13 protein-coding genes are annotated in these 12,070 nt (G+C 64.1%); 8 read left to right on the top strand and 5 right to left on the bottom strand.

Annotated features, from left to right (window positions below):
- Positions 1 to 114: 114 nt before the first annotated feature.
- Positions 115 to 708, top strand: a complete 594-nt coding sequence (locus tag ACYVHT_RS01425; protein ID WP_460547192.1) for a transposase — start codon at positions 115 to 117, stop codon at positions 706 to 708.
- Positions 709 to 756: 48 nt separating this feature from the next.
- On the opposite strand, the gene ccoS is transcribed toward ACYVHT_RS01425, so the two are convergent.
- Both ccoS and ACYVHT_RS01415 read right to left on the bottom strand, forming a co-directional pair.
- Positions 757 to 969 (bottom strand): cbb3-type cytochrome oxidase assembly protein, encoded by a 213-nt coding sequence (gene ccoS / locus ACYVHT_RS01420; RefSeq protein ID WP_460547189.1) that lies wholly within the window; start codon positions 967 to 969, stop codon positions 757 to 759.
- A gap of 12 nt (positions 970 to 981) precedes the next feature.
- A complete protein-coding gene (locus tag ACYVHT_RS01415; RefSeq protein WP_460547186.1) occupies positions 982 to 3,411 on the bottom strand; it encodes a heavy metal translocating P-type ATPase in 2,430 nt (809 codons plus the stop codon).
- A 187-nt stretch (positions 3,412 to 3,598) separates the two neighbouring features.
- Here ACYVHT_RS01415 and ACYVHT_RS01410 point away from each other — a divergent pair, with 187 nt between their 5' ends.
- A complete protein-coding gene (locus tag ACYVHT_RS01410; protein ID WP_460547184.1) occupies positions 3,599 to 3,994 on the top strand; it encodes a group III truncated hemoglobin in 396 nt (131 codons plus the stop codon).
- Between the two features lie 201 nt (positions 3,995 to 4,195).
- Here ACYVHT_RS01410 and ACYVHT_RS01405 read toward each other — a convergent pair whose 3' ends face one another.
- Both ACYVHT_RS01405 and ACYVHT_RS01400 read right to left on the bottom strand, forming a co-directional pair.
- Entirely contained in the window at positions 4,196 to 5,251 is a 1,056-nt protein-coding gene (locus tag ACYVHT_RS01405; RefSeq protein ID WP_460547182.1) for a response regulator, read from the bottom strand.
- On the bottom strand, positions 5,229 to 6,839 hold the full coding sequence (locus tag ACYVHT_RS01400) for a sensor histidine kinase (protein ID WP_460547180.1): 1,611 nt from the start codon (positions 6,837 to 6,839) through the stop codon (positions 5,229 to 5,231). Before ACYVHT_RS01400 ends, ACYVHT_RS01405 begins: the two co-directional genes overlap by 23 nt.
- Before the next feature lie 511 nt (positions 6,840 to 7,350).
- Between ACYVHT_RS01400 and ACYVHT_RS01395 the strand changes: the two genes are divergently transcribed.
- Positions 7,351 to 7,620, top strand: a complete 270-nt coding sequence (locus tag ACYVHT_RS01395) for a hypothetical protein (RefSeq protein ID WP_460547178.1) — start codon at positions 7,351 to 7,353, stop codon at positions 7,618 to 7,620.
- A 66-nt stretch (positions 7,621 to 7,686) separates the two neighbouring features.
- Here the strand turns inward: ACYVHT_RS01395 and ACYVHT_RS01390 are convergent, their stop codons facing one another.
- Positions 7,687 to 8,832 (bottom strand): XdhC family protein, encoded by a 1,146-nt coding sequence (locus tag ACYVHT_RS01390; protein WP_460547175.1) that lies wholly within the window; start codon positions 8,830 to 8,832, stop codon positions 7,687 to 7,689.
- A gap of 129 nt (positions 8,833 to 8,961) precedes the next feature.
- Here ACYVHT_RS01390 and ACYVHT_RS01385 point away from each other — a divergent pair, with 129 nt between their 5' ends.
- The 5 genes from ACYVHT_RS01385 (at position 8,962) to ACYVHT_RS01365 (ending at position 12,016) form a co-directional block, all read left to right on the top strand.
- The gene (locus ACYVHT_RS01385; RefSeq protein ID WP_460547173.1) at positions 8,962 to 9,831 is read left to right on the top strand and encodes an AraC family transcriptional regulator; all 870 of its coding nucleotides are present in this window, start codon (positions 8,962 to 8,964) and stop codon (positions 9,829 to 9,831) included.
- Between the two features lie 103 nt (positions 9,832 to 9,934).
- A complete protein-coding gene (locus ACYVHT_RS01380) occupies positions 9,935 to 10,813 on the top strand; it encodes a Rossmann-fold NAD(P)-binding domain-containing protein (protein ID WP_460547171.1) in 879 nt (292 codons plus the stop codon).
- A 137-nt stretch (positions 10,814 to 10,950) separates the two neighbouring features.
- Positions 10,951 to 11,178, top strand: a complete 228-nt coding sequence (locus ACYVHT_RS01375) for a UPF0175 family protein (protein ID WP_460547169.1) — start codon at positions 10,951 to 10,953, stop codon at positions 11,176 to 11,178.
- A gap of 35 nt (positions 11,179 to 11,213) precedes the next feature.
- On the top strand, positions 11,214 to 11,348 hold the full coding sequence (locus tag ACYVHT_RS01370; protein WP_460548053.1) for a helix-turn-helix domain-containing protein: 135 nt from the start codon (positions 11,214 to 11,216) through the stop codon (positions 11,346 to 11,348).
- 35 nt (positions 11,349 to 11,383) lie between these two features.
- Positions 11,384 to 12,016, top strand: coding sequence for a hypothetical protein (locus ACYVHT_RS01365; protein WP_460547167.1), 633 nt, complete (start codon positions 11,384 to 11,386; stop codon positions 12,014 to 12,016).
- The last annotated feature ends 54 nt before the right edge of the window (positions 12,017 to 12,070 follow it).

Genomic DNA, 12,070 nt, shown 5'->3' with positions numbered 1-12,070 from the left:
ACCGATTTTCGCAGCACGCAGCAGAGTCGGGTTCCTACTGGCGTGTGCTTCAGCCAGGTGGCCGCTCGCAGCACCTGACCAGGCCGTTTCATCGTTCTGACGTAGCTTGGCCACATGCGCTTCGAAACCGAAACTCTCTACCACATCTACAACCGGGGCAACAACCAGCAGCAGGTGTTCTTCACGCCGGAGCACTACTTGTTTTTCCTGCGAAAAGTGCGTCAGCACATCCAGCCAAACGGCCAGCTGCTGGCTTACTGCCTCATGCCGAGCCATTTTCATCTGTTGCTCTATACAACGGCGGCGGGCTGCCAGGATAGGGATACGACCAGCAGCACCAGGCAGCCGCTCACCCAGGGCATTGCCTCAATGTTGAGCAGCTACACGCAGGGCATCAACAAGCAGTTGGAACGTACTGGCGCGCTTTTTCAGCCCAAAACCAAAGCCCGGGCCCTCACCGACCCGCGCGGGGCCTACGCCCGCAACTGCTTTCATTACATCCACCAGAATCCGGTGCGGGCAAAGCTCACGCTCCTGCTGGAAGGCTGGCCGTACTCGTCTTACCGGGATTATGCAGGCTTTCGCAGTGGCACCTTGTGCAACCAGGCGGTGGCCCTGGTGCTGCTGGACCTGCCCGCCGGGTGCACCGGTTTTCGCCAGGAAGCGGAGTTGGCGATTCCTGCCGAGTTCGTAGCCGGCTGGATGTAGCGGCCGCCCGGAGCAGCTATCCAGTGATATTCCTCCGCAAATGTGCCCTTACCGTGCAGCCGGAGCACCCCGGTTCCGGTCCGACGGCGCAGCCGTCGGACCGGAACCGGGGTGCTCCGTCACTTCGTCCTCAAACAGCATCCGCACCGAGGGCGTGTAATCGTCCTCGTATTGCCCCGAGCGCACGGCCCACAAAAACGCCCCCAGAAATGTGAGTGCCACCGCCAGGCTGATGCCGATGAGCAGGAAAATAATGGCCATGATAAAGCAGCTTTACAGCCCGCGCCGCCAGGCGGCCAGCCGCACCAGCAGCGTGGCAAATACCATCACGCTCAGCGAGCTGACGGGCATGAGAATGGCCGACACAATGGGCGTGAACCGGCCCTGCACGGCCAGCGTGAGGCCAATGCCGTTGTAGCAAAACGACAGCGCGAACGTGGCCAGCACAATGCGCAGGCAGTCGCGCGCAAACCCCAGCACACGGGGCAGCTGCGGCAGGCTGCCGGCTTCCAGAATGGCGTCGCAGGCCGGGGAGAAGTTGGTGAGCGCATCGGCGAGGGCAATGCCGGCGGCGGCTTGCTGCAGCGCGCCGGCGTCGTTCAGGCCATCGCCCACCATCACCACGGTGCGGCCCCGGGCCTGCAGGGCTGCCACGTAATCGAGCTTCTGCTGCGGCGTCTGGTGGAAATGCAGCTCGGCTTCGGGGCCAAACAGTGCGCGCAGGCGGCCGGCCTCGGCGGGATTGTCGCCTGAGAGCACGGCCAGCCGGTAGCGCGGGCCTAGGGCGGCCAGCACCTCCCGCAGGCCACTGCGGTAGGCATTTCGGAAAACGAAATGACCGGCAGCTATTTCATCGAAGCTGATGTAAACCCGGGACTGCGCGGCTTCCGCAGCCGCCGAAGCTTCAGGCGCGGCGCCGGCGAAAGCCGCCGCCCCAACGCGCACCAGTATTCCATTTACCACCCCGCTGATGCCCTGGCCGGGCGTTTCGGCAAAGCCGGCTACCGTTGCCGGGCTGGCCGGTAGCTCCGCCGCCAGGCGCTGGCTGAGCGGGTGCGTGGAATGGCGCACCACCGCTGCCACCGCCTGCTGCCGGCCGGGGCTGAGCGCTGCGCCCACGTACTGCACCGCCGCCCGGCCGGCATCGGTGAGGGTGCCGGTTTTGTCGAACACGAGCGTGTCGGCGCGGCCCAGGGTTTCGACCACGGCGGAGTTTTTCAGGTAGCACTTCCAGCGGCCCAGCACCCGCAGCGCCGCGCCCAGCGCAAACGGCGTGGCCAGCGACAGCGCACACGGGCAGGCAATGACCAGCACCGAGGTGAAGGCGCGCAGCGCCATTTGCGGGTTCCTTGGGTACCAATACGCCACCGCGCCCAGTGCCAGCAGCAGCGTGAGGGCCACGAAGTAGCGGCCCACCTGGTTGGCGTAGGTTTCGAGCGTGGGGCGGGTTTCCTTCTGAAAAACCGGGTTGTTCCAGAGCTGGGTGAGGTAGCCCTGCGACACGTCGCGCACCACTTCCAGCTCCACGGCCGCGCCCACCTGCCGGCCGCCGGCGTAGATGATTTCGCCGGCCGCTTTGGCCACCGGCGCGCTCTCGCCCGACACGAAGCTGTAGTCAATCTGGCCCGCGCCGCGCAGCAGAATGGCATCGGCCGGGATGATTTCCTGGTGCCGTACCCGAATGCGCTGGCCGGGCCGCAGCTCCTTCACCGATACCGTTTGCTCGCCGGTTCGGGTGAGCAGCGTCACGGCCACCGGGAAGTAGGAGGTGAAGTCGCGGTCGAAGCGCAGGGCGTCGTAGCTGCGCTGCTGCACCCACTTGCCGATGAGCATGAAGAACACCAGCCCCGTGAACGAGTCGAAATAGCCCGGCCCGCGCTGGGTCACGACTTCAAAAACGCTGGTCACAAACAGCGCCGTGAGCCCCAGGCTGATGGGGAAATCGAGGTTGATGTAGCGCTGCCGCAGGCCCTGCCCGGCCGAGCGGTAGAAGTCGCACGCGCTCACCAGCAGCACCGGCACGGCCAGCAGCAGGCTCAGCCAGCCAAAAAAGCGCCCAAACGTGCTTTGCAGCTGCTGGGCAAAGGAAAAATAGTCCGGCAGCGCCAGCAGCATCACGTTGCCGAAGGCAAACGCGGCCACGCCCAGCTGGTAGTACAGCGTGCGCTGGCCGTGGTGCGGCTGCGCGCCCAGCTCGGCCAGCGTAATCTGCGGCTCGTAGTTGATGGCGGCCAGCAGCGTCACCACTTCTTTCAGCGAGGTGATTTCGGGCTGGTAGCTTACGGTCAGCTCCTTGCGCAGAAAATTGACCCGCGACGCCGAGATGCCGGGATTCAGCTTGAACAGGTTTTCGAGCAGCCAGATGCACGAGGCGCAGTGCATCTGCGGAATCTGGAGCGTGAGCCGCGCCAGGGTGGGGGAGCGGAAGGCCAGCAGCTGGGCCTGCACGGCTTCCGAGTCGAGGTAGTCGAAGCGGCCGGGCAGCTCCACGGTCTGCACTTTCTGGCCGGCCTGCGCGTCGAGGCGGTAGTAGGTGCAGAGGTTGCTGGCATCCAGCAGCTCGTACACGGCCCGGCAGCCCGCGCAGCAGAAGCTCAGCTCCGGCCGCGCACCGAGGTGCAGGGGGGCGGCGGGGCAGGCGTCGCCGCAGTGGGCGCAGGCGACGTGGGCGAGGGTTTCGGCGGGGGCAGGAGCAAGGGGCACGGCAGGGCGCAGCAGGTGAGAAACACAAAGCTCCCGCCGGCCCGCTGTCGGTGGGCTGATGAACGTCAGGCAAATGGCTGATTTCGGTCAGGGGGCGGCGCGGGGGGGCGGCCGGATTTTTGTCCTGCTGCCCGACCAAAATTCTCCGGTTCACGTAGTTTGCCAACCACGATAAACCCTCCCCGCTATGACCACTAACGCGCTACCCGATATCCGTACCGAGGCCGACATCACGGTCCTCATCAACACCTTTTACGAGAAAGTGGGCCTCGACGAGCTGCTCGGCCCGCTCTTCAAAGCCGATGCGCAGATTCACTGGCCCCAGCCGCTGGTCACGATGCGCGCCTTCTGGAAGCGCGTACTGCTCAACACCGGCGGCCAGGACGGCTGGCCCCTGCCCAACAGCGTGGCGCTGCCCGCCACCGGCGAGCACCTGCAGCGCTGGCGGCAGCTGTTTCTGGCTGCCGTGGAGGCCAATTTCACCGGTCCGATTGCCGAGCTGGCCAAAGCCGTGGCCCAGGAAGTGGCCCACCGCTTCGAATACAAGCGCCAGCCGCGCACGCTGCTGAGCTTTTCGCGGTAGGAACAGGAGCCGCGCCGGCCGCGCCGGCGCTGCTCCTGTTCCTACCGGTTGCCGTCAGCAGGAAAACGTATCCGCGGCAAGCGTGCGGTTCCGGTTCGGTGGCGCAGCCGTCCGGCTTGCTCGCTTTAGCAAGCCCGATGTAGCAACGACAACCGGTCGGCCGGCTGCGCCGGCGGACCGGAGCGGCCGGCCGCCCCGGCGCTACCAGTGCGCCCGGCGTAGCTTTTCGGGTTGCAAAAGCTGGATGCCGGCCGCCGTCTGCTCAATCAGCCCGTCCTGCCGAAACTCGGTCAGCGTCCGAATCAGCGACTCCGGCGCGGTGCCGATGATGGCCGCCAAATCCTCGCGCGAGAGCTGAATAAAGGCTTCGGGGCTGCCGCCGGCCTGCTCGTGCAGGCGCAGCAGCGTATCGGCCACGCGGCGGCGCAGCGAGCCGTAGGCCATGCCCAGCAGCTGCTGCTCCCGCTCATTCACGCGGCCGGCCAGCAGGCGCACAAACTGCTGGCCCACGGCCGGGTGCCGGTGCAGCAACTGGGTGAAATCCTCCTTCGGAATGTATCGCACCGTGGCTTCGTCCACCACCACGGCGGTGTCGGCGTGGGGCTTTTGCTCCAGCAGCGGCAGGTAGCCCAGGAATTCGCCGGGGCCGTACACGCCGGTTATCAGCTCCTTGCCGCCGGGGTTGCGGCGCACGGTTTTCACCCGGCCGGCCTGCACGAAGTACAGCCGCGTGGGCTCGTCGCCCTCGGCGTAGAGCTCCTGCTTTTTGCGCAGCTGGTGCGGCCGGCGGTCGGCGGTGAGGCCTTCGAGGTGGGCCACGGCCTGGGCATCGCTGAGAAATTCGCCCAGGGCTTCGGGCTGTTGCAGGTCATAGCCGGGGCGCAGCTGGCGCACGCGGGCCAGGCGGCTGGCAATGGCGCTCAGCAGCTCGGTTTCCTCAAAAGGCTTGGTGATGTAGTCGTCGGCGCCCAGCTCCATGCCCCGGCGCAGGTCGGCGCGCTCGGTTTTGGCGGTGAGGAAGATGAACGGCACGCCGGCCAGGCGCGGGTTCTGGCCGAAGATGTGGAGCACGCCGTAGCCATCCAGCACCGGCATCATGATGTCGCACACCACCAAATCGGGCCGGGTTTCGAGGGCTTTGGCCACCCCGGTTTTCCCGTTCTCGGCCGTCAGCACCGCGTAGCCCGCCAGCTCCAGAATCTCGGCCGTGTTTTCGCGGATGATGTCGCTGTCTTCAATCAATAGGATGGTTTTCATAGGGAATGGTCAGGGTGACGGTGGTGCCCACGTTCAGCTCGCTGCGCAGGCTGATGCGGCCGCCCAGCAGGTCCAGATACCGGGCTATGATGTAGAGCCCCAGGCCGGTACCGGGCAGGTTGGTGGCATTGCGGGCCCGGAAAAACCGCTCGAACAGGTGCTCCTGGTCTTCGGCCGAAATCCCGATGCCGTGGTCCTGCACGCTGAGCGTGAGCTGGCGGGTGGCCGCCGTGGCGCGCACCGTCACGGTGCTGTTCTCACCCGAGTATTTCAGGGCGTTGCTCAGCAGGTTCACCAGTACCTTGCGCAGCAGCGAGGCATCCAGCCACAGCGGCCCGGCCACTTCCAGCTGCGTTTCGATGCGCTGGCCGGGCTTGCGCAGGCCCTGCACTTCGGTGGTGGCTTCGCGCAGCAGCACGGGCAGCTCCACGCGGCTGGCCTGGGCCTGCACCCGCCCTTCCTCAATGCGCCCCACCGACAGGAACTCCTCCAGAATATCGGTCAGGTGCTTCACCGAGGTGCGGATGCGCTCCAGGTGGCGCAGGCGCTTGTCCTGCTGCTCGGCGGCAGCATATTTCTCAATAAGCGTGGCCGACGTAAGCACGGCCGTCAGGGGCGTCCGAAACTCGTGCGAGGCCATGCTCACGAAGCGCGATTTCAGCTCGCCCAGCTCCTGCTCGGCGGCCAGGGCCTGGGTCAGCTCGCGGGTGCGCAGCTCCAGCTGGGCCAGGGTGGCTTCCAGGGCGTGGGTGCGGTCGGCCACCTTCTGCTCCAGCTCGGCGTTGAGGCTTTCCACGCGCTGGTTCTGGGTGCGCAGCTCGCGCTCGGCGTTTTTCTTAAAGGTGATGTCGATGATGTACGCCACCACAAACAGCTCATCGTCAAGGTTGAAGTGGCTGAGGCTGACCTCCACCGGAAACTCGGAGCCGTCCTGCCGCCGGGCCAGCAGGTCGCGGTTGCGGCCCATGCTTCGCACCTGCGGATGGGCGTTGAAGGACTCCCGCAGGCGCTCGTGGTGGCCGCTCACGGCCGCCGGCACCAGCGCCTCAATGCCCTGGTGCAGCAGCGCCTCGGCCGGGTAGCCAAACTGGTGGTGGGCCTGCTCGTTGGCCAGCACAATCTCGCCCCGCCGGTTGCACACGATGATGCCGATGGTGGCGTGGGCAAACACGGCCTCGAAGCGGCCCACGCTCTGGGCCAGGCGGCGCTCGGCAGCGCGCAGGCGCTCGGTGTCGGTGAGGCGCACCAGCAGGTAGGCGCGGCCGTCCAGCTCCAGGCTGGTGAGCTCCAGCTGGGCCCAGAACGCTTCGCCCGACTGCCGCTGCATTTCCACCTCCAACTCCTGCCGGCCGTCGCGCTGCACCTGCTCGCGCAGCCGGGCCCACGCGCCGGGCGGCAGCTGCCGGGCACGCAGGGTGCGGGCGGGGTCGTCGTAGAGGGCCTGCGCCGAGGGGTAGCCCAGCAGCCGGTAGCCCGCCGGGTTGACGTGCGTGAACCAGCCCACCGCCAGGTCGTAGAGGCCCACAAAGCCCGGGGCCTGCTCAAACAGGATTTCGGTGAGGGGGTTGCGGTAGGCGTTGGTGGGCATGGGCTGTGGTGCCAAAGGGCAACGGTGCAGCAAATAACGCGGTTTTGAAATTGCGCGGCCGTGGCTTTTTTCGGCCGCCAGGCCACGGCCGGCCTCCTGTGCGCCTCCGCACCGCACCCAGCACCACCGCGCCGCCCCTCCGCCAGCCGGGGCTCTTCGCCACCCGCCCCCAAACCGGGCCGGGGCCGCGTGCCCCACCCCACCCGGCCAGCCATGAAAAAGCCCCGACCAGGGCGGCCGGGGCTTCTTTTGATGGCTCTGGTGTTTTCTCAGCTTAGCCAGCAGCTGGTGTCCACGGCCTAAAAAAGCAACACGCCGGCCATAATTCCAAGCCGCTCCGACATTAATTTACGATTACCTGACATTGGCCGCAGCCCACCGGCTGCCCCCGCCGTTTGCGGCCCGGGCAGCCCGGGCATTGCCCGGCCCAGCGTACCCGAAATATTCCTAATCAAAGCTTAATACTAGCGCTATACGCTATATTTGGCCATATTAACCTCCATTTTGCTTTATGGCCCTGAACTTTGATGAATTCCAGAAGGTCGTGGAAACGGCGCAGCAAGCCGACGCGGTAAAAGCCGACCTGAAACGCGCCCTGAAAAAGGTGACCACCACGCTGACGGCCCTGCAAGCCGCCCTGGGCGAGGTAGAGGCCGTGCTGGCCGACGAATACGTGGCCGCCCCGCGCACCCGCAAGCCCCGCCAGCCCCGCGCTGCCCAGGCCACCGCCGATGGCGCTCCGGCCAAAAAGCCCGGCCGTCCCAAAAAGACGCAGGCTTAAGCTCCAAAAAGGCCTCCTTGCAAAAGGAGGCCTTTTTCATGCGGTAAAACCAGCATCGGCTGCCCGCTAGGCTACCACCGAAACCGCCGCCAGGGCAGCGTGCACTGCCCCGGCGCGTTCGCGCAGGGGCCGGCCGTTGCGCCGGTGGCGCCGGGCCTGAACCTCGGCCACGATGGCCAGCGCAATTTCTTCCGGGGTTTCGCTGCCCAAATCCAGCCCGATGGGGCTGCTCAGCCGGCTTTGCAGCACAGCCGCGGCCTCGGCCGCCGATAAGCGCAGCTCCGGCTCGGCCAGCAGCCGGCGGGCCTTGTTGCCCGGCCCCAGCAGGCCAATGTAGGGCGCATCGGTGGGCAGCAGCGCTTGCAGGGCGGCCAAATCGTAGGCATAGTTGTGGCTGAGCAGCACGTGGTACGCGCCCGCATCGGGCACCTGCGCGGCCAGCTCGCGCACGGGCACAATCCGTACTTCGGCCGCCTCCGGAAAGCGGGCCGCCGTGGCCAGGTTGGGCCGCCCGTCCACCACCGCAATGTGCCAGCCGAGCGAAGCCGCCAGGCGCACCAGCGGCTGGGCGTCGTTGCCGGCGCCGTACACCACCAGCCGCAGGGGCGGCAGCAGCACTTCGAGCAGCGCCCGCACCGGGCCGGCATCGGTTTCAATGTCCAGTATCTGCGAAAGGCCCTGGGCCAGCGTGGCGCGGGCGGCCTCGGCCAGCGGCGCGGCCAGCAGGGGCGTGCCCCGCAGCGTGCCGGCAGCCGAGAGCAGCAGGCGCTGGCCCACAACCGCCTTCATTCCGCGCGCATCGGTGGCGAAAACGGTGGCCAGCACGGCCGGCTCGGGGTGCCGGGCAAAGTCGCGCAGCAGCTCCATGGGGTTGTCGGGGGCGGCGAAATCCAGCGGCTCCAGCAGGATGCGGACCACGCCCTGGCAGCCGGGCCCGAGGCCGTGGCGGGGGTCGTCTTCGTCGCGGGTGTCGTACGTCACCAGCGCCGGCTCGCCCCGGAAAATGGCCCGCCGGGCCCGCTGGCGGGCATCGCCCTCCAGGCAGCCCCCGCTGATGGCCCCGGTCAGCTCGCCGTCTTCGGTGACGAGCATGCGGGCCCCGGGGCGGCGGTAGGCCGAGCCGATGACCTCGACCACCGTGGCCAGGGCGCAGGGGCGCCGGGCGGCGCGGTGCTGGTCGTAGGCGAGGAGGAGGCGTTGGAGTTCAGTCATAAGGCGGGGTCGGGCTGGTGTAGGCAATACGCCCGGCGGCGAGGCGGGGTTGTAGCAGAACCGCGCACTGGCGAAAGCGGTTTTGGCCGGGAGCCAGCCGTTGGCCAGCGGCTTGTAATATTGCCGGCTATGAGCGCCGCCATTCCCGTGTATCAGCTAAACGCCCTCACCGACGCTGCCGAGCAACCGGCGGCGGTGTTTTTCCTGGGGCCTCATTCGGCGCCGTCCCGGCTGCCCATCAGCCTGCCGTACCGGAGCAACTACTACAAAATCGGCCTCGGCCTGCGCGGCCACGCCACCCTGAAAGTCAACCTGGAAACCTACGACATCGGCCCTCGCTCGCTCATGGTTTTGTCGCCCTACGTCGTGAAGCAGTGGCCGGCAATGGAGCCCGGCTTCGATTCGCTGAGCATCTTTTTTACCCCGGAGTTTATGGCCGCCGGCAGCAGCCTGCACCTGGATTCCTTTGCTTTTTTCGACCGCGACGCCCGGCACGTTTTCCCGCTCACGCCCGCCCAGGCCGATGGCCTGGAGGACTTGCTGCGCAGCATCGGGCAGCGATACGCCGCCCCCCATGCCTACCGCGAGGAGATTCTGCGCAGCCTCATCCAGGTTCTGCTCCACGAAACCGCGCCCATTTACAGTGAGCAGTACGTTTCTGCGAATGCAGCGCAAACGCGCGGCCAGCTCATTGCGGCCGGGTTTAAGAAGCTGGTCAACAGCCACTACGCCACCGAGCGCAGCCTGGCTTTTTACGCCGATAAGCTGTGCATTACCCCCAAGCACCTCGCCGAAACCGTGAAGGAAGCCACCGGCAAGCGCGCCGTGGAGTGGCTGGCCGAAGCCGTACTGCTCGAAGCGCAGGTGCTGCTGCAAAACCCCGCCCTGACCGTGGCCCAGGTAGCCGACACGCTCCATTTCGCCGACCAGTCCACCTTTGGCCGGTTTTTCAGGAACAACACGGGCGTTTCGCCAGCGGCTTACCGGCAGCGGCTGTAAGTTCTCGGGCGGTAATTGACGGTTGTGCGCTTCCCGCACTTCGGCCCAGTTTTTCCGCCCTTTCGCCCTTCTGCTGCCAACTGCCCGGCCGGAGCTTTGTGGCATGAAAATCATCCTCACCGGTTCCCTCGGGAACATCAGCAAGCCACTGGCCACCGAGCTGGTGCAGAACGGCCACGCCGTAACCGTCATCAGCCGCCACCCGGACAAACGGGCCGCAATAGAAGCGCTGGGCGCCACCGCCGCCATCGGCTCCGTGGATGACGCGGCTTTTCTGGCCACCGCTTTCACCGGCGCCGATGCCGTGTACCTGATGGTGCCGCCCAGCTTCGGCGCGTCCGATTCGCGGGCCTACCACCAGCAAATCGGCCGCAGCTACGCCCGGGCCGTCGGCGAGTCGGGCGTGCGGCGGGTGGTGCAGCTCAGCAGCTGGGGCGCGCACCGCTTGGAGGGCACCGGCGGTATTCTCGGCACGCACGACGTGGAGGAAATTCTGGCCCAGGTGCCCGGCGTTGCCCTGACGCATCTGCGGCCCACGTCATTCTACTCCAACATGTTCAGCTTTGCCGGCATGATAAAAGCGGCCGGCATTATCGGCGTCAACTACGCCGGCCACACCCGGGTGGCCTTCGTGCACGCGCTGGATATTGCCCGCGCCGCCGCCCATGAGCTGACCACGCCCGTCGCGCTGGGCCGGCACGTTCGCTACGTGGCCAGCGACGAACGCACCGCCGATGAAGTAGCGCACGTCCTCGGCGCTGCCATCGGCCGGCCCGATTTGCAATGGGTGGCCCTCACCAACGAGCAAATGCAGGAAAACCTGGTGCGGGCCGGTGTGCCAGCCAACCGGGCCGCCGAAATTGTGGACATCTACGCCAGCATTGGCAACGGCACCCTGGGCGAAGACTATGCGCAGCACCGGCCCCACCTGGGCCGGATGAAGCTGGAGGATTTCGCGAAGGAGTTTGCCGCGGCTTTTTAGCTGGTGAAGAAAACGAAGCCTTTCCTGTTACCTTTAATTCATCCAGCCCGCATAGCCATGACGATAAGTAAGCAGGCAATTATCGACTTGGCTCTCACAGTGCTCCGCAACTTGAGTTGCTTTTTTACCTATGAATCATGAAAACACTCACCCTTAGCATACCAGATGCGCTTGATTTGGATAATCGAGACATCGCCATGATTGTCTCAACCCGACTTTATGAGCAAGGCAAGCTTTCTCTGGGTCAAGCGGCAGAAGTAGCGGGTTTGACGAAGCGAGCTTTTGCCGAATTGCTGGGCAGTTATGGCGTATCCCTATTCAATTCACCGACATCTGATTTAGCTAGTGATGTAGCGAATGCCTAGAACCATTATTTCGGATACCAGTTGCTTCATCATAACTGGCCGCCAAATGCGGCACGACAAAAACCTACATCTCCCGCATCGAAAACAACGCCAGCGACATTCGCCTCTCCACGCTCATGCGGACTGTGTGGGAGGGATTTGGCAAGCGTTTGAAATTGACGGTGGTTTAATAATAATTCTAAAAAATTAGTTAATAAAGAATAGCATGGAAGAATTCGATTTGCCAAAAGCTCAAGAGATTGGGAGAAATTTTGCCTCACAAGCTAACAACTGGGAGAGTGGGCACAAATTCACCAAAATGCTAGATGATAATACTTTCGTTGATAACGAATATGGTAAAATCTATGAAATCGAAATTTATCCTAGATATAGCAGGCTGAAAATTGGGGCAGATTCAAATCAAATCGACCTTATGTTGAGCCTTTGTGAAAATTTGAATCCACCATATTATATTCTTTATGTGTTGGTAGTTCCACGACAAGGGCACGAACAGGGAAGGTATCAGTCAAATCTGATTGAAAGCATATCTGGTGTAAGGATTTTTCTGAATGAATACAAAGAATTCTTTGAGACTGATGGAAGGCATCATATTTGGATTGGGGCTGCTGATAATTCCGGACTAATAATTTATGACCAGCATAATGTTATTTTCTGCTATGGGGATTTAGAGCGACAAACCGCCCTTTTGCAAAAACACGGTTTTCAAGAAAAAACATTCTCTTTCCCTGTGCCACATGCTCATCGGTACAATGAAAAAAATGACAAGTTTGAGGAGAAGATATTGCAACATTGGGATTGGGAAATTTCCCCGGTAACTGATGATGACACTTACGATTGATTCATTAATCGCGCTTGGAATGGCTCACTTATAATTAGTTAGTGTCGTGAGTTT

The sequence above is a fragment of the Hymenobacter daeguensis genome (assembly GCF_054780555.1).
Note: the sequence above shows the minus strand (reverse complement) of the source record. Positions and strands in the feature narration are given on the sequence as shown.

Coding starts and splice junctions, on each gene's coding strand:
- ACYVHT_RS01425 (WP_460547192.1), top strand. CDS start 115: ATGCGCTTCGAAACCGAAACTCTCTACCACATCTACAACCGGGGCAAC.
- ccoS (WP_460547189.1), bottom strand. CDS start 969: ATGGCCATTATTTTCCTGCTCATCGGCATCAGCCTGGCGGTGGCACTC.
- ACYVHT_RS01410 (WP_460547184.1), top strand. CDS start 3,599: ATGACCACTAACGCGCTACCCGATATCCGTACCGAGGCCGACATCACG.
- ACYVHT_RS01405 (WP_460547182.1), bottom strand. CDS start 5,251: ATGAAAACCATCCTATTGATTGAAGACAGCGACATCATCCGCGAAAAC.
- ACYVHT_RS01400 (WP_460547180.1), bottom strand. CDS start 6,839: ATGCCCACCAACGCCTACCGCAACCCCCTCACCGAAATCCTGTTTGAG.
- ACYVHT_RS01395 (WP_460547178.1), top strand. CDS start 7,351: ATGGCCCTGAACTTTGATGAATTCCAGAAGGTCGTGGAAACGGCGCAG.
- ACYVHT_RS01390 (WP_460547175.1), bottom strand. CDS start 8,832: ATGACTGAACTCCAACGCCTCCTCCTCGCCTACGACCAGCACCGCGCC.
- ACYVHT_RS01385 (WP_460547173.1), top strand. CDS start 8,962: ATGAGCGCCGCCATTCCCGTGTATCAGCTAAACGCCCTCACCGACGCT.
- ACYVHT_RS01380 (WP_460547171.1), top strand. CDS start 9,935: ATGAAAATCATCCTCACCGGTTCCCTCGGGAACATCAGCAAGCCACTG.
- ACYVHT_RS01375 (WP_460547169.1), top strand. CDS start 10,951: ATGAAAACACTCACCCTTAGCATACCAGATGCGCTTGATTTGGATAAT.
- ACYVHT_RS01365 (WP_460547167.1), top strand. CDS start 11,384: ATGGAAGAATTCGATTTGCCAAAAGCTCAAGAGATTGGGAGAAATTTT.